Genomic DNA, 17,823 nt, shown 5'->3' on the forward strand with positions numbered 1-17,823 from the left:
TCATAGAGTAATTACTAGACAAGCGCTGGAGGGATTCAATGAGAAATAAACGCAGAAACAGACAAATTGTTGTTGCGGTAAATGGCGGGAAAGCGGTAAAAGCCATCTTTCTATTTATCGTAAGCCTTATCGTGATTTTTGTTCTATCCGGTGTGCTGACGTCTCTCCGGCCTGAACTCAGGCCGTCGTCTGACTCCTTTTACGGGATTACTGAGGAATTGCCGGGTGACGTGTTTGCACACTTGCTACGGATGGAAAACCATTATTTCGCTTCTGATCTTTCTCAAACCGACAGCTCATTTCATCTTTCACGTCTTTCTTTGAAGCTGGCAACAAGCATAAACCTTGAAGATCCGCGGAGCTTTCTCGGCCGGGAGCTGCCGGGATTCGCGCAATTCGATACCGAGATTCTGTTAGCTGGACAAGGCACGGATTATACGAATATGCCTGCAGAATCGCCGCCGCCGTCTAAGGTAATGGAGGAAGAAAGAGAAGCGAATTTGGCTGAGATTGAAAAACAGCAAACACAATCAGATCGTGCGCAAAAAGATCCGCCGAAACAAACAACAGGTGATAAAAAGGTGGTCTTTATCTATCACACACATAATACGGAATCATATCTCCCTCTATTAAAAGGCGAGACAGACCCTGACATGGCACGCCACTCCAAGGCCAACGTCACCCTCGTAGGAGATATGTTCGGAAAAGCGCTTGAATCCCAGGGCATCGGAGCTACAGTAAATAAAACCGATATACAGGCGAACCTGAACAAAAAAGGCTTAAACTATGCAAGATCCTATGATGAATCAAGGCCGGTCGTAAAAGACGCGCTCGCATCAAACAAAAGTCTGCAATATATCATTGACATCCATAGGGACTCGCGGCGCAAAAAAGATACGACCGCAACGATTAAAGGGAAAAGCTATGCGAGGGTGGCCTTTGTCGTCGGCAAAAAAAGCAAAAACTTCGAAGAAAACTATAAAATTGCAAGCGAGCTTCATAAATTGATGGAGAAAAAATACCCAGGACTCAGCACAGGTGTCTTTTCAAAAGGCTCGCCGGGCGATAATGGGGTATACAATCAAGATCTTACCGATAGAGCGCTTCTGCTTGAATTTGGCGGAGTAGATAATAACCTCAAGGAACTGCAGCGCTCGGCTGACGCCGCCGCAGACGTATTCAGCGAAATGTACTGGGATGCTGAAAAAGTCAACGCGGAGAGCGGTGAAACGAAAAAACAATAAGAAATAGGTGGTTTAATTGATTGCTTATTTTGGCAAATGCCTGTTGCTTGTCACGATCATGTTTTTAGGCGTGCTGTTTGGCATGCAGCAGGCCAATAACGGGATGTTGAGCATGAAAGGCTATCAAGACCCTTCACTTAAGGGGGCGTTTACGCTCACCGACGGAAAAAATAATGAAAAAGAAGCCTCGATCCTAGGACAAACAGTCACGGCGAAAGATTTAGAAGAAAAACAAAGAGAGCTGGAACAGGTGGAAACGTTCAATATGTTCTCTAAAGCTGGAAAAGCGCTTTCGAACACTGTAACCAACACCGCCCAGTCGATGTATGAATGGATACGGGATATGACTCAATAGGCGTGTGAAAGAGAAAAGCAGCCCAAGATGAACAGGGAACTTTTCTCTTTCTTGTTTTACATTGAATCTTTACAATCCTATTGATATAATCTAAGCTAGTGTATTTTGCGTTTAATAGTAGGAGTGATAGATTGTGACAGATAAAGAAAAGCGTTTAGAGAGGCAGTCGAGAATAAGGAATTTCTCTATCATTGCCCATATTGACCACGGAAAATCGACCTTAGCGGATCGAATTTTAGAAAAAACGTCGGCAATCACTCAACGAGAAATGAAAGAACAATTGCTCGATTCTATGGATCTTGAACGTGAACGGGGCATAACGATTAAGTTAAACTCTGTTCAGCTTAAATACAAAGCAAAAGACGGAGAAGAATATATTTTTCATCTGATTGATACGCCGGGACACGTCGATTTCACATACGAAGTATCCCGAAGCCTTGCTGCCTGCGAAGGAGCGATTCTTGTCGTGGATGCAGCGCAGGGAATTGAAGCGCAGACGCTTGCCAACGTTTACTTAGCGCTTGACAATGATCTTGAAATTCTGCCAGTCATTAACAAAATCGATCTTCCGAGCGCAGAGCCTGAACGCGTGCGCCAAGAGGTAGAGGACGTTATCGGCCTTGACGCATCAGAAGCCGTGCTTGCTTCAGCAAAAGCCGGTATCGGGATTGAGGAGATTTTAGAACAGGTCGTGGAAAAGGTGCCCGCTCCGACAGGAGATCCGGAGGCGCCGCTTAAAGCGCTCATCTTCGACTCGCTTTATGACGCCTACCGGGGTGTCGTGGCGTATATCAGAGTTGTTGAAGGGACGGTAAAGCCGGGACAAAAAGTCAAAATGATGGCTACCGGCAAAGAATTCGAAGTAACAGAAGTCGGTGTGTTCACACCGAAAGCGACTCCGACAAATGAACTGACAGTCGGTGATGTAGGCTTCCTGACTGCCTCAATCAAAAATGTCGGCGACACTCGTGTCGGTGATACGATAACGGGCGCTGCCAACCCTGCAGAAGAAGCATTGCCGGGATACCGCAAGCTCAACCCGATGGTATATTGCGGTTTGTATCCAATTGATACAGCGAAATATAATGATTTAAGGGAAGCTCTTGAAAAGCTTGAGCTCAATGATTCCTCCCTTCAATATGAAGCGGAGACATCACAGGCGCTTGGATTCGGTTTCCGATGCGGATTTTTAGGCATGCTCCACATGGAGATCATACAGGAGCGGATTGAGCGCGAGTTTAAAATCGATTTGATTACAACAGCGCCTAGTGTTATCTACGATGTATACATGACAGACGGTGAAAAAGTTGTTGTCGACAACCCGTCCAACATGCCGGACCCGCAGAAGATTGAACGGGTAGAAGAGCCTTATGTGAAAGCAACAATGATGGTGCCGAATGATTTTGTCGGTGCTGTGATGGAGCTTTGCCAAGGAAAACGCGGCAACTTTATTGATATGCAATATTTAGACGCAAACCGAGTCAGTATTGTCTATGATATGCCGCTGGCTGAAATTGTTTACGAGTTTTTTGACCAGCTGAAATCAAGCACAAAAGGCTATGCGTCCTTCGATTATGAACTGATCGGCTACAAACCGTCTAAGCTTGTAAAAATGGACATTATGCTGAACGGAGAAAAAATCGACGCCCTTTCCTTTATCGTGCACCGTGATTACGCGTATGAACGAGGAAAAGTGATCGTTGAGAAGCTGAAAGATCTCATTCCGCGTCAGCACTTTGAAGTGCCGATTCAAGCGGCGATCGGCCAGAAAATCGTAGCGCGCTCTACGATTAAAGCGATGCGTAAAAACGTATTGGCTAAGTGTTACGGGGGGGACATCTCCCGTAAACGGAAGCTTCTTGAAAAACAAAAAGAAGGAAAACGCCGAATGAAGCAGGTCGGCTCAGTTGAAGTGCCGCAAGAGGCATTCATGGCAGTTCTGAAAATGGACGACAGTCCGAAAAAACAATAGAAGCCGCCGCAGTCTTGTACTGCGGCTTCTTTCTGTAAAGAAGGTGAATTCGTTGAAATCAGCCTATATCCACATCCCGTTTTGTGAGCATATTTGCCACTACTGCGATTTCAATAAATATTTTATTCAAAGCCAGCCTGTCGACGAGTATTTAAACGCGCTCGAACAGGAAATGATAAATACAATTGCAAAAACAGGGCAGCCTCGCCTCAAAACGATCTTTATCGGAGGAGGCACGCCGACCTCTCTATCTGAGGAACAGCTCAAAAAGCTGATGGACATCATCATCCGAGTGCTGAAGCCCTCGAGCGCCTTAGCGGAATTTGCAGTTGAAGCGAATCCGGACGACTTGTCCGCAGCGAAGTTAAACATATTAAAAGAAGCAGGCGTAAACCGTCTCAGCTTTGGCGTTCAAACGTTCGAAGACGACTTGTTAGAAAAAATCGGCCGTGTGCACAAACAAAAAGATGTATTTGCCTCTTTTGAAAGGGCGCGGGAAATCGGTTTTGACAATATCAGTCTTGATTTAATGTTCGGACTCCCGGGTCAAACCCTCAAGCATCTGGATCATTCCTTAGACACAGCTTTATCGCTGGATGCTGAGCATTATTCGGTGTACTCTCTCATTGTAGAACCGAAAACCGTATTTTATAATCTCATGCAAAAAGGGCGGCTGCATCTACCGCCGCAGGAGCAGGAAGCTGAAATGTATGAAATGGTGATGAGCCGGATGGAAGCTCACGGCATTCATCAATATGAAATCAGCAACTTTGCCAAGCGAGGCATGGAGTCAAAGCACAATCTCACATATTGGAGCAATGATGAATATTTCGGATTTGGAGCCGGGGCCCATGGATATATTGGCGGCACGCGTACAGTAAACGTCGGACCTGTTAAACATTACATTGATCTGATCGCTGAAAAAGGCTTCCCCTACAGAGATACTCATGTAGTGACAACAGAAGAGCAAATTGAAGAAGAAATGTTTTTAGGCTTGAGAAAAACAGCCGGTATCAGCAAAAAGCACTTTGCAGAAAAATACGGGCGTTCCCTGGATGCGCTTTTCCCAAGCGTATTAAAAGATCTCACAGAAAAAGGCCTGATTCATCAATCGGAGTCTGCCATTTATTTGACTCATCAGGGGAAATTATTAGGTAATGAAGTTTTTGGCGCTTTTTTGGGTGAGTTATAATTGACATTTTTCTTGTGGTTTGATACTTTTGTTATAGAATTAGCACTCACTTATTGAGAGTGCTAACAGAGGTGATGATGATGTTAACAAATCGTCAGCTGCTGATCCTTCAGGTCATAATCAACGATTTTATTCAATCGGCGCAGCCGGTAGGGTCAAGAACTCTTTCGAAAAAAGATGAAATCACATTTAGCTCTGCAACAATAAGAAACGAGATGGCTGACTTGGAAGAATTGGGCTTCATAGAGAAAACCCATTCATCCTCAGGACGTGTTCCGTCAGAAAAAGGGTACCGGTACTATGTTGACCATTTGCTGTCACCCGTCAAACTGACGAAAAGCGACATGGACCAAATCCACTCGATCTTCAAAGAGAAAATTTTCGAGCTGGAAAAGACAGTTCAAAAATCAGCGCAAATTTTGTCCGATTTGACGAATTATACATCCATCGTACTCGGGCCGAAGCTGAGTGAGAATTACCTTAAACAGATTCAAATCATACCGATTCAGCCCGATAAGGCGGTAGCGATTCTCGTTACCAATACAGGGCACGTGGAAAACAAAACGATTAATTTTCCAGCCAAAATGGATCTGTCTGATATTGAAAAACTGGTGAATATACTAAACGACCGTTTAAGCGGCGTTCCAATGGATGAACTGAATGAGCGCATTTTTAAGGAAGTCGTCATGTATTTAAGACAGCACATTAAGAACTATGACAATATTCTTGACGCGCTTCGTTCAACATTTCATTCCACGAACCACGTTGAAAAACTGTTTTTTGGCGGAAAAATCAATATGCTGAACCAGCCGGAGTTCCATGATATCACCAGAGTGCGGTCGCTGCTTTCATTAATCGAAAAAGAACAGGACGTACTAAAGCTGGTTCAATCCCCCCACACGGGAATTTCGATTAAAATCGGAAAAGAAAACGACTATGCAGAGATGGAAAACTGCAGTCTGATTACGGCTTCTTATTCCGTTGATCAGAAGCAGATCGGCTCAATTGCGATCATCGGCCCGACCCGCATGAATTATTCCAGGGTTGTCAGTCTGCTTCAGCATGTGACTTCGGACTTGTCAAAAGCATTGACAAGTTTGTATGATGAATAAGGGAATTTTGGCAAATTTTATCGAAGGGCAGCACCCGCCCTTCTTCTTACACTTTGAGGGAGGTGAACACAATGTCAGAAGAAAAACAAACCGTTGAACAAAACGAAACAGAAGAGCAAGAAGTCATGGAAGATCAAGCTGCCGCTGAAGAGCAGCGGGAAGAAACAAATGAAAGTGAACGTCTTGAAAATAAAATGAATGAATTGCAAGGTTTGCTTGAAGAAAAAGAAAACAAACTTTTGCGTGTTCAAGCAGATTTTGAAAATTATAAACGACGCAGCCGTTTAGAAATGGAAGCGTCCCAAAAATACCGTTCTCAAAACATCGTGGCTGAATTGCTGCCGGCTCTTGACAGTTTTGAAAGAGCGCTGCAGGTTGAGGCCGACAATGAACAGACGAAGAGTTTGCTTCAGGGAATGGAAATGGTCCACCGCCAGCTCGTAGAAGCCTTAAAAAAAGAAGGCGTGGAAGCCATCGAAGCTGTAGGGCAGGAATTTGATCCAAATCTGCATCAAGCTGTGATGCAGGCCGAAGATGAAAATTACGGCTCCAACATTGTTGTTGAGGAAATGCAAAAAGGCTACAAGCTGAAGGATCGCGTCATTCGTCCTTCCATGGTCAAAGTGAATCAATAATTACATAGCAGGAGGTTATTCAAGTGAGTAAAGTTATCGGAATCGACTTAGGTACAACAAACTCATGTGTTGCAGTGCTTGAAGGCGGCGAGCCTAAAGTTATTGCTAATGCAGAAGGAAACCGCACAACACCATCAGTTGTCGCATTCAAAAACGGTGAACGCCAAGTAGGGGAAGTGGCTAAACGCCAATCTATCACAAACCCTAACACAATCATGTCTGTTAAACGCCATATGGGTACTGATTATAAAGTTGAAGTTGAAGGAAAAGATTACACTCCTCAAGAAGTGTCTGCCATTATCCTTCAACACCTGAAATCATACGCTGAAAGCTATCTTGGCGAAACAGTTTCAAAAGCAGTGATCACAGTTCCTGCATACTTTAACGATGCTGAGCGTCAAGCGACAAAAGACGCTGGAAAAATTGCAGGTCTTGAAGTTGAACGTATCATTAACGAGCCGACTGCAGCTGCGCTTGCATACGGGCTTGATAAAACAGAGGAAGATCAAACGATCCTAGTATACGATCTTGGCGGCGGTACATTCGACGTTTCAATCCTTGAACTAGGCGACGGTGTATTCGAAGTTCGTTCAACTGCCGGTGACAACCGTCTGGGCGGTGACGATTTTGACCAAGTCATCATCGATCATCTTGTGTCTGAATTCAAAAAAGAAAACGGCATTGATCTGTCAAAAGACAAAATGGCGCTTCAGCGTTTGAAAGACGCAGCTGAAAAAGCGAAAAAAGATCTTTCCGGCGTATCTTCTACGCAAATTTCTTTACCGTTCATCACAGCTGGAGAAGCGGGACCGCTTCACCTTGAACTGACATTAACCCGCGCTAAATTCGAAGAGATTTCTTCACATTTAGTAGAGCGTACAATGGGTCCTGTCCGTCAAGCGCTTCAAGATGCAGGACTTTCTGCAAGCGAAATCGACAAAGTCATCCTTGTCGGCGGATCTACACGTATCCCTGCTGTACAAGAAGCGATCAAAAAAGAAACTGGAAAAGAAGCGCATAAAGGCGTAAACCCTGACGAAGTTGTGGCGCTTGGTGCTGCGATTCAGGGCGGCGTTATCACTGGTGACGTAAAAGACGTTGTTCTTCTTGACGTTACACCGCTTTCTCTCGGTATCGAAACGATGGGCGGCGTGTTCACAAAACTGATCGACCGCAACACGACGATTCCGACAAGCAAATCTCAAGTGTTCTCAACTGCTGCTGATAACCAAACAGCTGTTGATATCCATGTTCTTCAAGGTGAGCGCCCAATGTCTGCCGACAACAAAACACTCGGCCGCTTCCAGCTTACTGATATCCCGCCAGCACCACGCGGCGTGCCTCAAATCGAAGTTTCTTTCGATATTGACAAAAACGGTATCGTAAACGTAAGAGCAAAAGACTTAGGCACAGGAAAAGAGCAAAACATTACAATCAAATCGTCTTCAGGCCTTTCTGATGATGAGATCGAACGCATGGTAAAAGAAGCGGAAGAAAATGCTGACGCTGATGCGAAGAAAAAAGAAGAAATCGAAGTCCGCAACGAAGCAGATCAGCTTGTTTTCCAAACGGAGAAAACATTAAAAGATCTTGAAGGCAAAGTGGACGAAGAACAAGTGAAAAAAGCCAATGATGCCAAAGACGCTTTACAAGCGGCGATTGAGAAAAACGAGTTTGAAGAGATCAAAGCGAAAAAAGATGAGCTTCAAACGATCGTTCAAGAGCTTTCTATGAAGCTTTACGAGGAAGCTGCTAAACAACAGCAAGCGCAAGGCGATGCAAACGCAGAAGGCAAAGCGGATGACAACGTTGTTGACGCTGAATACGAAGAAGTAAACGACGACCAAAACAAAAAATAAGTTTTTTTCGAGCCAGTCCCTCTTTTGGGGCTGATCGGAAAGAACCCATTTCATAATCTGATTCAATGATTAGAAAGTCAAAGTCAGGCATCTCTTGGCTTTGACTTTTTTTCTTGCCCGGGATAAAAGGAATTGAAAAATCATAATTCAAAATGATACAATCTAATTTATGTGAGAAATTCGGGAGAGTGAAGCGAGATGAGTAAGCGTGATCACTATGAAGTGCTGGGAGTAAGTAAGAGCGCTTCTAAGGATGAAATTAAAAAAGCTTATCGGAAGCTGTCAAAAAAATATCATCCTGATATTAACAAAGAAGCAGGATCAGATGAAAAATTTAAAGAGGTAAAAGAAGCGTACGAAACGCTGTCTGATGACCAAAAACGGTCACATTACGATCAATTTGGCCATACTGATCCTAACCAAGGCTTCGGCGGCGGCGGTTTTGGCGGCGGCGGAGATTTCGGCGGGTTTGGTTTCGATGATATTTTCTCAAGCATTTTCGGCGGAGGCACAAGACGAAGAGATCCAAACGCGCCGCGCCAAGGGGCCGACTTGCAGTATACGATGACCTTGTCGTTTGAGGACGCCGCTTTCGGTAAAGAAACAACCATTGAAATTCCGCGCGAGGAAACGTGTGATACTTGTAAAGGTTCAGGTGCGAAACCTGGAACAAATCCCGAAACGTGCTCGCACTGCGGAGGCTCTGGCCAGTTGAACGTGGAGCAAAATACGCCGTTTGGAAAAGTCGTAAACAGACGGGTCTGCCACCACTGTGAAGGCACGGGCAAAATCATTAAGGACAAATGTGCGGATTGCGGCGGAAAAGGAAAAATTAAAAAACGCAAAAAAATCAGCGTGACCATTCCAGCCGGTGTAGATGACGGACAGCAGCTTCGTCTCGCGGGACAGGGTGAACCAGGCGTAAATGGCGGCCCTGCCGGAGATTTATTTGTTGTGTTCCACGTACGCGCTCACGAGTTCTTCGAACGTGACGGCGATGATATTTACTGTGAAATGCCGTTAACGTTTGCTCAGGCTGCTCTTGGAGATGAAGTGGAAGTTCCGACGCTGCACGGAAAAGTGAAGTTGAAAATTCCAGCTGGTACACAGACAGGAACAAAATTTAGATTAAGAGGCAAAGGCGTTCAAAATGTCAGAGGCTATGGACAAGGTGACCAGCATATCGTCGTCCGTGTCGTCACGCCGACAAACCTGACTGATAAACAAAAAGACATTATCCGCGAATTTGCCGAGGTCAGCGGAAACCTGCCTGACGAACAGGAAATGAGTTTCTTTGATAAGGTAAAACGCGCGTTCAAAGGCGATTAATTATTGGATGAGGAGTTGGTAGTTTTGAAATGGTCCGAATTAAGCATTCACACAACACATGAAGCGGTCGAACCTATCTCAAATATTTTGCATGAAGCTGGTGCAAGTGGGGTTGTGATAGAGGACCCGCTTGATTTAATAAAAGAACGTGAGAATGTGTACGGGGAAATCTACCAGCTCGACCCCAATGATTATCCAGACGAGGGTGTCATTGTTAAAGCGTACCTGCCGGTTAACAGCTTTCTGGGCGAAACAGTGGACGGCATTAAAGAAACAATCAATAATCTGCTTCTTTACAATATTGATTTGGGCAGAAATCACATCACGATTTCTGAAGTCAATGAAGAAGAGTGGGCGACTGCCTGGAAAAAATATTATCATCCGGTAAAAATTTCTGAAAAGTTTACAATTGTGCCGACGTGGGAGGAATATACGCCGGTCCATACGGATGAGCTGATTATTGAAATGGACCCGGGAATGGCATTCGGCACAGGCACACACCCGACAACCGTACTCTGTATTCAGGCGCTTGAACGCTTTGTGCAAAAGGGTGATAAGGTGATTGATGTCGGTACAGGTTCCGGAATTTTAAGCATTGCAGCTGCAATGCTTAAGGCTGAATCGGTTCATGCCTACGATCTTGACCCCGTAGCTGTAGAAAGTGCACGCCTCAATCTCAAGCTGAACAAAGTGAGCGATATTGCTCAAGTAAAGCAAAACAATTTGTTAGACGGAATTGAAGGAGAACATGAAGTCATTGTTGCCAACATTTTGGCTGAAGTTATTCTTCGCTTTACTTCACAAGCGTACAGCCTGTTAAAAAAAGGCGGTTATTTTATTACGTCAGGTATCATCTCGCATAAAAAACAAGAAGTAAAAGAAGCCCTGGAGCAGGCTGGCTTTACAATCGTAGAAATCCTTTCTATGGAAGATTGGGTCAGCATTATTGCGAAAAAATAACAGTTAGTAGGTGTCACAGCGTATGCAACGATATTTTATCGAGCTCACGAAGCAGCAAATGGAGGAAGCGCCGGCTTTTACAATAACCGGCGAAGATGTTCATCATATTGTGAACGTGATGAGAATGAATGAGGGAGACCAGATTATCTGCTGCTCTCAAGACGGCATCGAGGCAAAATGTGAACTTCAATCTGTTTCCAAGGATCATGTGTCCTGTCTTGTGGTAGAATGGACGAATGAAAACAGAGAGCTTCCGATAAAGGTTTATATTGCAAGCGGCCTCCCGAAAGGAGATAAGCTTGAATGGATTATCCAAAAGGGAACTGAGCTCGGAGCACATGCCTTTATCCCTTTCCAAGCCGCGCGTTCTGTTGTCAAGCTGGATGACAAAAAGGCTAAGAAAAAGCGGGAAAGATGGACAAAAATTGCGAAGGAAGCGGCTGAACAATCGTACCGTAACGAAGTGCCGCAAGTGATGGATGTCCATTCTTTTCAACAGCTTCTTCAAAGGATGCAGGATTTCGATAAATGTGTCGTTGCATACGAGGAGTCATCGAAGCAAGGTGAAATAAACGCGTTCAGCGCGGTTGTAAGCAGCCTTCCGAAAGGATCATCCCTTTTGGTCGTGTTTGGCCCCGAAGGCGGTTTAACAGAAGCGGAGGTTGAGCGGCTCACAGAGAAAGACGGTGTGCCGTGCGGGCTTGGACCGAGAATTTTAAGGACAGAAACCGCTCCGCTTTACGCGTTGAGTGCGATTTCTTATCAAACAGAGTTATTAAGAGGTGATCAATAATGGCAACTGTTGCTTTTCATACGCTTGGCTGTAAAGTCAATCATTATGAAACAGAAGCGATCTGGCAGCTTTTCAAAGAAGCGGGCTATGAAAGAAGAGATTTTGAACAAACAGCTGATGTATATGTCATTAACACATGTACGGTAACCAATACGGGCGATAAAAAAAGCCGCCAAGTGATCAGACGCGCCATTCGTCAAAATCCTGACGGTGTCATCTGTGTCACAGGCTGTTATGCCCAAACCTCACCTGCTGAAATTATGGCGATCCCTGGTGTCGATATTGTCGTTGGAACGCAAGACCGTGAAAAAATGCTCGGCTACATCGACCAATACCGTGAAGAACGCCAGCCGATTAACGGTGTCAGCAACATCATGAAAGCTAGAGTGTATGAGGAGCTTGATGTGCCTGCTTTCACGGACCGGACAAGAGCGTCATTGAAAATCCAGGAAGGCTGCAATAATTTCTGCACATTCTGTATTATTCCATGGGCGCGCGGCCTGCTCCGCTCACGCGACCCTGAAGAAGTCATTAAACAAGCCCAGCAGCTTGTCGATGCCGGATATAAAGAAATTGTTCTTACTGGTATTCATACGGGCGGCTATGGCGAAGACATGAAAGATTACAGCTTCGCTAAGCTCTTGAGAGAATTAGATACTCGTGTTGAAGGCGTGAAACGGATTAGAATTTCTTCAATCGAGGCGAGCCAAATCACAGATGAAGTGATCGAGGTCTTAGACCGTTCAAATAAGATAGTCAACCATTTGCATATTCCTATCCAATCCGGATCAAACACTGTGCTGAAACGGATGAGACGTAAATATACGATGGAGTTTTTTGCAGACCGTTTGCACAAACTGAAAAAAGCATTGCCTGGCTTAGCTGTCACTTCTGATGTGATTGTAGGGTTCCCTGGCGAAACTGAAGAAGAATTTATGGAAACCTACAACTTTATTAAAGAACATCAATTCTCTGAGCTGCATGTTTTCCCTTACAGTAAACGCACAGGAACGCCGGCTGCGAGAATGGAAGGTCAAGTGGATGAAAACGTAAAAAATGAGCGTGTACACCGCCTGATTTCCCTATCCGACCAGCTCGCGAAGGAATACGCTTCCCAGTATGAAAATGAAGTGCTTGAGATTATCCCTGAGGAAGCGTATAAGGAAACAGAAGAAGAAAACATGTTTGTCGGTTACACGGACAACTATATGAAAGTTGTTTTCAAAGGAACGGAAGAGATGATCGGCAAAATCGTGAAAGTCAAAATCCTAAAAGCAGGCTATCCTTACAACGAAGGGCAATTTGTCCGTGTTGTCGAGGATGAAATAACTGAACACATGCGTTTATCTTCTTAACCTTTAAACCGGTGCATCCACATGTACCGGTTTTTTATTTTGCGGGAATGAGAAAGTGAATCAAGCGGTAAAACAAGGTGGTGAGCGGAAGAAATAAAAGAGCTGTCACCACATTAAATAAAAGGCTGAAATGCGCGATTTTTTGTGCGGGATCTGGTGATAGCTGTTCTACAAAGCTGGTCGCTGCTGTCAGGAAAGGAAATACAAGAGCCACACCCAGCACGTTAAACACGACATGGGCATACGCTGTCTGTTTCGCAGCATAGCCGCCGGATACAGCAGCCATAACAGCTGTAATGCATGTCCCGATATTTGACCCGAGCACGACGCTCATCGCCTGTGTCAGTCCGATAATGCCTTCATTCATAAAGCTCATCAAAATACCGATGCAAACGGAGCTTGAGTGAATAATGGCAGTCAGCACCATACCGATAAGCAATGCGGACCAGCTTGAATCGTTCACGTGGTATAGAACGTCTGCTCCTGTTTTCAGCTTTGTAAGCGGTCCTGCAAGGTGACTGAACCCGGTGATGCAAAAAAAGATGATGCCGAGTCCGAGAAAGCTTGTTCCCAGCTGTTTCAAGGGATATCTGCCGGTCAGAAAAAACAATAAGCCGCCAATCAAAAGAATCCAAATCAAAACATCCATTTTAATGGCGATAAATTCAGTTGTAAAGGTAGATCCGACATTTGTTCCCAGAATCATCGGTATCGTCCGTTTAAAAGGAAGGACGCCCGCACTTACAAAGCCGATGACAATGACCATAAAGGCTGAACTGCTCTGAAGAATCCCTGTAAATACAATACTGATAAGGAACGCTTTTAATGGATGGTCTGTAAAAAAGAGCAATCGTTCTTCAATTTTTGAGTACGCCATTGAAATGAGGCCTTTTCGAAGCATGTTCATGCCTGCGAGAAAGAATAATATAAGAGCAATAAAACCGATCAAAATCAACATCCTATTCACCAACCCCTTTCCATCATTATATAGACAGGCAGTCGTACTCATGACGGAAAAGTGAACTCACTTAGTTGACCTGACTGATGGCTTATATTATAATGTCAAAGTACATGTTTATATGTGTAACTTAAAGGTAGTCGATTGGTGTATTCGGAGGGAGGGAAAGAGAATGTCAAAAACGGTCGTTAGAAAAAACGAATCGCTTGAAGATGCTCTTCGTCGCTTCAAACGCAGTGTATCAAAGACAGGTACTTTGCAAGAAGCAAGAAAGCGCGAATTTTATGAAAAACCTAGCGTAAAGCGCAAGAAAAAGTCTGAAGCTGCTAGAAAACGCAAATTCTAAAAGAGGGTGGATTTATGAGTCTTCTTGAGCGTCTTAACCAGGATATGAAGCTATATATGAAAAACCGTGAGAAAGACAAACTGACTGTCGTTCGAATGGTTAAGGCTTCACTTCAAAATGAAGCAATTAAGCTTAAGAAAGACAGTTTGACCGAGGATGAGGAACTGACTGTCCTTTCTCGTGAACTTAAGCAACGTAAAGACTCCCTCCAGGAATTTTCAAACGCTAATCGTTTAGATTTAGTAGATAAAGTTCAAAAAGAGCTGGACATTTTAGAAGTTTATTTACCCGAGCAGCTGTCAGAAGAAGAGCTGCTTACAATCGTAAATGAAACCATTGCTGAGGTTGGTGCGAGCTCAAAAGCGGACATGGGAAAAGTAATGGGTGCAATTATGCCTAAAGTAAAAGGCAAAGCTGATGGAAGCTTAATTAATAAGCTTGTTAGCAATCAATTGTCTTAAATGGCGTAAAAAAGGACATCTTTCTAAGAGAGATGTCTTTTTTTATACATAAAAAAATGAAACCTTTGATACATTGTTACGTATAAAGAGAAGGCACTTATTATAAAAAGGAAGGAGGGATATACTGCCCTTGCTTCATACCAAAGGATTCCGTGCTGCTCTCTTGAGCATATTATTACTTTCTTTATTAGGCGTAGAACTGAACGCAAAAGCAGAAAAACAAACGGTGTATGTCATCCCGGTTGAGAAAAATGTCGAACAGGGCCTCGCCTCGTTTTTGTCCCGTTCGTTACAGGATGCAAAAGAAGCGCATGCAGATCATATTATTCTTGATATCAATACGCCGGGAGGATTGGTCAAATCAGCTATTGATATAGCTTATTCGATAACCGAAAGCGAGGTTCCGGTCACTGCATATGTAAATAAACGTGCGTTGTCAGCTGGTGCATATATTGCCCTGCAAGCCGATAATATTTATATGGCGCCCGGGGGAAAAATGGGAGCAGCCGCGATTATTGACGGTAAAGGCAATGCCGCTGGCCAAAAAGCTGAATCACTTTGGCTGGCAGAGCTTGAAGATGCGGCAGTAAAAAATAATCGCGATCCTAAATATGCGCTCGCTATGGCTGACCCGGATATAGATGCCAAGGAGGTCGGTGCTCCGAAGGGAGATCTGCTTACACTTAACGCTGACAAGGCAATTGATGTAGGCTATTCAGAGGGAACTGCTGACAATGTAACTGCACTCGTAAAGAAGCTTGGTTTCGAAAAAGCGGATATTCGTTATGCAGAGGAAAGCTTTATGGAGAAGACAGCGAGATGGCTGACGAACCCCGTCATTGTGCCTATTCTGCTGACGATTGCTTTTTTAGGTCTGACGGTTGAGCTTTTTTCCCCGGGTGTCGGTATCCCTGGAACGGTTGGGTTCATCGCGTTATTGCTGTTCTTTTACGGGCATCTCGCAGCCGGCCTGGCTGGATACGAGACAGTTCTTCTCTTTGCTGGAGGGGTGATTCTCATCCTGCTAGAGATTTTCCTTCCCGGGGGAATCATTGGATTACTGGGCTTAGGAGCGATTGTTGCGAGCCTGTTTTTAGCCGCGGGAAGCTTCACTGTCATGGCGATTTCTCTCTTGATCGCCTCAGCTGTTTCTATTACAGCATTTATTTTACTGACAAGGGTGTTGGGAAAGCGTATGAAATTCTTTAAAAAATTTGTGTTAAATGATTCGACAAATACGGAGAGCGGCTATGTATCAAATCAAACGCGCACGGACTTAATAGGGAAAGTGGGCATAACCTATACACAGCTGCGTCCTGCCGGCACTGTCATTATTGATGATGAACGCCTTGACGTCGTTTCGGAGGGATCATTTACAGAAAAAGACAAGAAAGTAAAAGTGGTAAGAGTGGAAGGCTCACGCATCGTCGTGAGAGAAATTTAAACAGAATCGAGGAGAATTGATATGGATCCATCAACACTAATGATTTTGGCTATTGTCGTAGTAGGGATCATTGTTTTATCTGTATTTTTTACATTTGTCCCTGTCATGCTTTGGATTTCAGCATTAGCTGCCGGAGTAAGAATCAGCATTTTCACTTTGATAGGAATGAGGCTTCGCCGCGTTATACCAAACCGAGTGGTGAATCCACTGATCAAAGCGCATAAGGCTGGGCTTAATGTTGCCACCAATCAGCTTGAAAGCCATTATCTCGCTGGAGGAAATGTTGACAGAGTCGTCAACGCGCTGATTGCTGCTCAGCGAGCTAACATTGAACTATCATTCGAACGCTGTGCCGCTATCGATCTTGCCGGCCGCGACGTATTGGAAGCCGTTCAAATGAGTGTTAATCCGAAGGTAATTGAAACACCGTTTATTGCCGGTGTGGCTATGGACGGGATTGAAGTAAAAGCGAAAGCAAGAATTACAGTAAGAGCGAATATCGATCGTCTCGTTGGGGGAGCAGGGGAAGAAACCATTGTGGCCCGTGTCGGCGAAGGGATTGTCTCTACAATCGGTTCATCTGAAAGTCACAAAAAAGTGCTTGAAAACCCTGACATGATCTCTCAAACAGTACTCGGAAAAGGATTGGACTCAGGAACTGCGTTTGAAATTCTCTCGATCGATATTGCTGATGTTGACATTGGCAAAAACATCGGCGCGATTTTACAAACCGATCAGGCCGAGGCTGATAAAAACATCGCGCAGGCAAAAGCGGAAGAACGCCGTGCGATGGCTGTCGCCCAAGAACAAGAAATGCGCGCACGCGTAGAGGAAATGCGTGCGAAAGTGGTAGAAGCCGAAGCGGAAGTGCCGCTTGCGATGGCAGAAGCATTGCGTGAAGGAAATATTGGCGTCATGGATTACATGAATATCAAAAACATTGATGCTGACACAGACATGCGTGATTCATTCGGTAAGCTGACGAAAGATTCGTCTGATGAAGACAGTAAATCATAATCTCTCTAAGAAGGGAGAACGCTGATGGAAGATATACTGACCAATCCGCTCATTATCGCAGCGGTTATCGGAATCATATCTATGATTTTCGGTAAAAAGAGCAAAGAGGAAAACAAAAACAGCCAAAACAGAAACAAACCTCAGCAGGTGCAAACGGCTTCTCCTCAAAAGAAGCAGTCTGAGGATGCCCCTGTACCGATTCCTAACCGCATAGAACAGGCAAGACGGGAAGCGGAAGAAAGACGAAGAGAAACAGAAAGAAATCTAAAAGGGCTGGAACGTGATCTTACTGCAGTTAAACAAAAAGCAGTATATACAAAACAAAAAATGCTCCAGGTTAATAAAGATACTGTGGTACAAGGGATCGTCTTAGGCGAGGTGTTCGGGCCTCCAAGGGCAAAAAAACCTCACCATACGATGCGCACGGCCCGCAAAAATTAAAGTGTTAGAACCTCCTTTCAAATCATACATATGAGATGAAAGGGGGTTCTTTTTGTATGGGGCAAAGAAAGAATCGTGTAAAAGCTTGGCTGACAAAAGCATTGGAAATTCCCCCGGACGTTATGATGGATCTGCCGCGGATTACAATGGTTGGCAGACTTCATATCTACATAGAAAACCACAGAGGCCTTTTGCTTTTCAGTGAGAATGAAGTGAGGCTGATGCTGAAGCAGGGCCAGTGCATCATATCAGGTAAAAATTTTGTCATCAAGGCGATTCTTCCGGAAGAAATTCTTTTGGAGGGTACGATTGATGTCGTTCGATATGTTGAGTCATAAAGCCGAGGGGGA

The 17,823-nt window shown here is 44.5% G+C and carries 18 protein-coding genes; 17 read left to right on the top strand and 1 reads right to left on the bottom strand.

Annotated elements, in window-relative coordinates; all coding sequences use genetic code 11:
• Positions 1-38: 38 nt before the first annotated feature.
• The 11 genes from spoIIP to mtaB all read left to right on the top strand — a co-directional run bounded on the left by spoIIP (position 39) and on the right by mtaB (position 12,806).
• Positions 39-1,244 (top strand): spore autolysin SpoIIP, encoded by a 1,206-nt coding sequence (gene spoIIP / locus BV11031_RS05165; RefSeq protein ID WP_121642932.1) that lies wholly within the window; start codon positions 39-41, stop codon positions 1,242-1,244.
• Positions 1,245-1,260: 16 nt separating this feature from the next.
• The gene (locus tag BV11031_RS05170) at positions 1,261-1,599 is read left to right on the top strand and encodes a YqxA family protein (protein WP_010330722.1); all 339 of its coding nucleotides are present in this window, start codon (positions 1,261-1,263) and stop codon (positions 1,597-1,599) included.
• A gap of 133 nt (positions 1,600-1,732) precedes the next feature.
• Positions 1,733-3,571, top strand: coding sequence for a translation elongation factor 4 (gene lepA, locus BV11031_RS05175; protein ID WP_121642931.1), 1,839 nt, complete (start codon positions 1,733-1,735; stop codon positions 3,569-3,571).
• 52 nt (positions 3,572-3,623) lie between these two features.
• Positions 3,624-4,763: a radical SAM family heme chaperone HemW gene (hemW, locus tag BV11031_RS05180; protein ID WP_010330719.1), complete on the top strand. Its 1,140-nt coding sequence runs from the start codon at positions 3,624-3,626 to the stop codon at positions 4,761-4,763.
• An 80-nt stretch (positions 4,764-4,843) separates the two neighbouring features.
• Positions 4,844-5,875, top strand: coding sequence for a heat-inducible transcriptional repressor HrcA (gene hrcA, locus BV11031_RS05185; protein WP_010330718.1), 1,032 nt, complete (start codon positions 4,844-4,846; stop codon positions 5,873-5,875).
• 71 nt (positions 5,876-5,946) lie between these two features.
• Positions 5,947-6,510, top strand: coding sequence for a nucleotide exchange factor GrpE (gene grpE / locus BV11031_RS05190; protein ID WP_010330717.1), 564 nt, complete (start codon positions 5,947-5,949; stop codon positions 6,508-6,510).
• A gap of 23 nt (positions 6,511-6,533) precedes the next feature.
• Positions 6,534-8,369, top strand: a complete 1,836-nt coding sequence (dnaK, locus tag BV11031_RS05195) for a molecular chaperone DnaK (protein WP_010330716.1) — start codon at positions 6,534-6,536, stop codon at positions 8,367-8,369.
• Between the two features lie 198 nt (positions 8,370-8,567).
• Complete coding sequence (gene dnaJ / locus BV11031_RS05200) at positions 8,568-9,698, top strand: molecular chaperone DnaJ (RefSeq protein ID WP_010330715.1); 1,131 nt, start codon at positions 8,568-8,570, stop codon at positions 9,696-9,698.
• Between the two features lie 24 nt (positions 9,699-9,722).
• Positions 9,723-10,658, top strand: coding sequence for a 50S ribosomal protein L11 methyltransferase (gene prmA / locus BV11031_RS05205; protein WP_010330714.1), 936 nt, complete (start codon positions 9,723-9,725; stop codon positions 10,656-10,658).
• 22 nt (positions 10,659-10,680) lie between these two features.
• Entirely contained in the window at positions 10,681-11,451 is a 771-nt protein-coding gene (locus BV11031_RS05210) for a 16S rRNA (uracil(1498)-N(3))-methyltransferase (protein ID WP_010330713.1), read from the top strand.
• Entirely contained in the window at positions 11,451-12,806 is a 1,356-nt protein-coding gene (gene mtaB, locus BV11031_RS05215) for a tRNA (N(6)-L-threonylcarbamoyladenosine(37)-C(2))-methylthiotransferase MtaB (protein WP_010330712.1), read from the top strand. The genes BV11031_RS05210 and mtaB overlap by 1 nt, the downstream gene beginning before the upstream one ends.
• A 34-nt stretch (positions 12,807-12,840) precedes the next feature.
• Here the strand turns inward: mtaB and BV11031_RS05220 are convergent, their stop codons facing one another.
• Positions 12,841-13,764: a Na/Pi symporter gene (locus tag BV11031_RS05220; RefSeq protein WP_010330711.1), complete on the bottom strand. Its 924-nt coding sequence runs from the start codon at positions 13,762-13,764 to the stop codon at positions 12,841-12,843.
• Between the two features lie 172 nt (positions 13,765-13,936).
• On the opposite strand from BV11031_RS05220, the gene rpsU reads away from it, so the two are divergent.
• The 6 genes from rpsU (at position 13,937) to yqfC (ending at position 17,811) form a co-directional block, all read left to right on the top strand.
• Positions 13,937-14,110, top strand: a complete 174-nt coding sequence (gene rpsU / locus BV11031_RS05225) for a 30S ribosomal protein S21 (protein ID WP_003152957.1) — start codon at positions 13,937-13,939, stop codon at positions 14,108-14,110.
• Positions 14,111-14,124: 14 nt separating this feature from the next.
• Positions 14,125-14,571 carry a GatB/YqeY domain-containing protein gene (locus BV11031_RS05230; protein ID WP_010330710.1) on the top strand — a complete coding sequence of 149 codons (447 nt, stop codon included), beginning with the start codon at positions 14,125-14,127 and terminating at the stop codon, positions 14,569-14,571.
• A 130-nt stretch (positions 14,572-14,701) separates the two neighbouring features.
• Positions 14,702-16,015, top strand: coding sequence for an NfeD family protein (locus BV11031_RS05235; RefSeq protein ID WP_010330709.1), 1,314 nt, complete (start codon positions 14,702-14,704; stop codon positions 16,013-16,015).
• 21 nt (positions 16,016-16,036) lie between these two features.
• Positions 16,037-17,032: a flotillin-like protein FloA gene (floA, locus tag BV11031_RS05240; RefSeq protein WP_010330708.1), complete on the top strand. Its 996-nt coding sequence runs from the start codon at positions 16,037-16,039 to the stop codon at positions 17,030-17,032.
• A 24-nt stretch (positions 17,033-17,056) separates the two neighbouring features.
• A complete protein-coding gene (locus tag BV11031_RS05245; RefSeq protein WP_010330707.1) occupies positions 17,057-17,473 on the top strand; it encodes a YqfB family membrane protein in 417 nt (138 codons plus the stop codon).
• Between the two features lie 56 nt (positions 17,474-17,529).
• Positions 17,530-17,811: a sporulation protein YqfC gene (gene yqfC / locus BV11031_RS05250; RefSeq protein ID WP_010330706.1), complete on the top strand. Its 282-nt coding sequence runs from the start codon at positions 17,530-17,532 to the stop codon at positions 17,809-17,811.
• Positions 17,812-17,823 lie beyond the last annotated feature (12 nt).

The organism is Bacillus vallismortis (assembly GCF_004116955.1).
Lineage (GTDB): Bacteria > Bacillota > Bacilli > Bacillales > Bacillaceae > Bacillus > Bacillus vallismortis.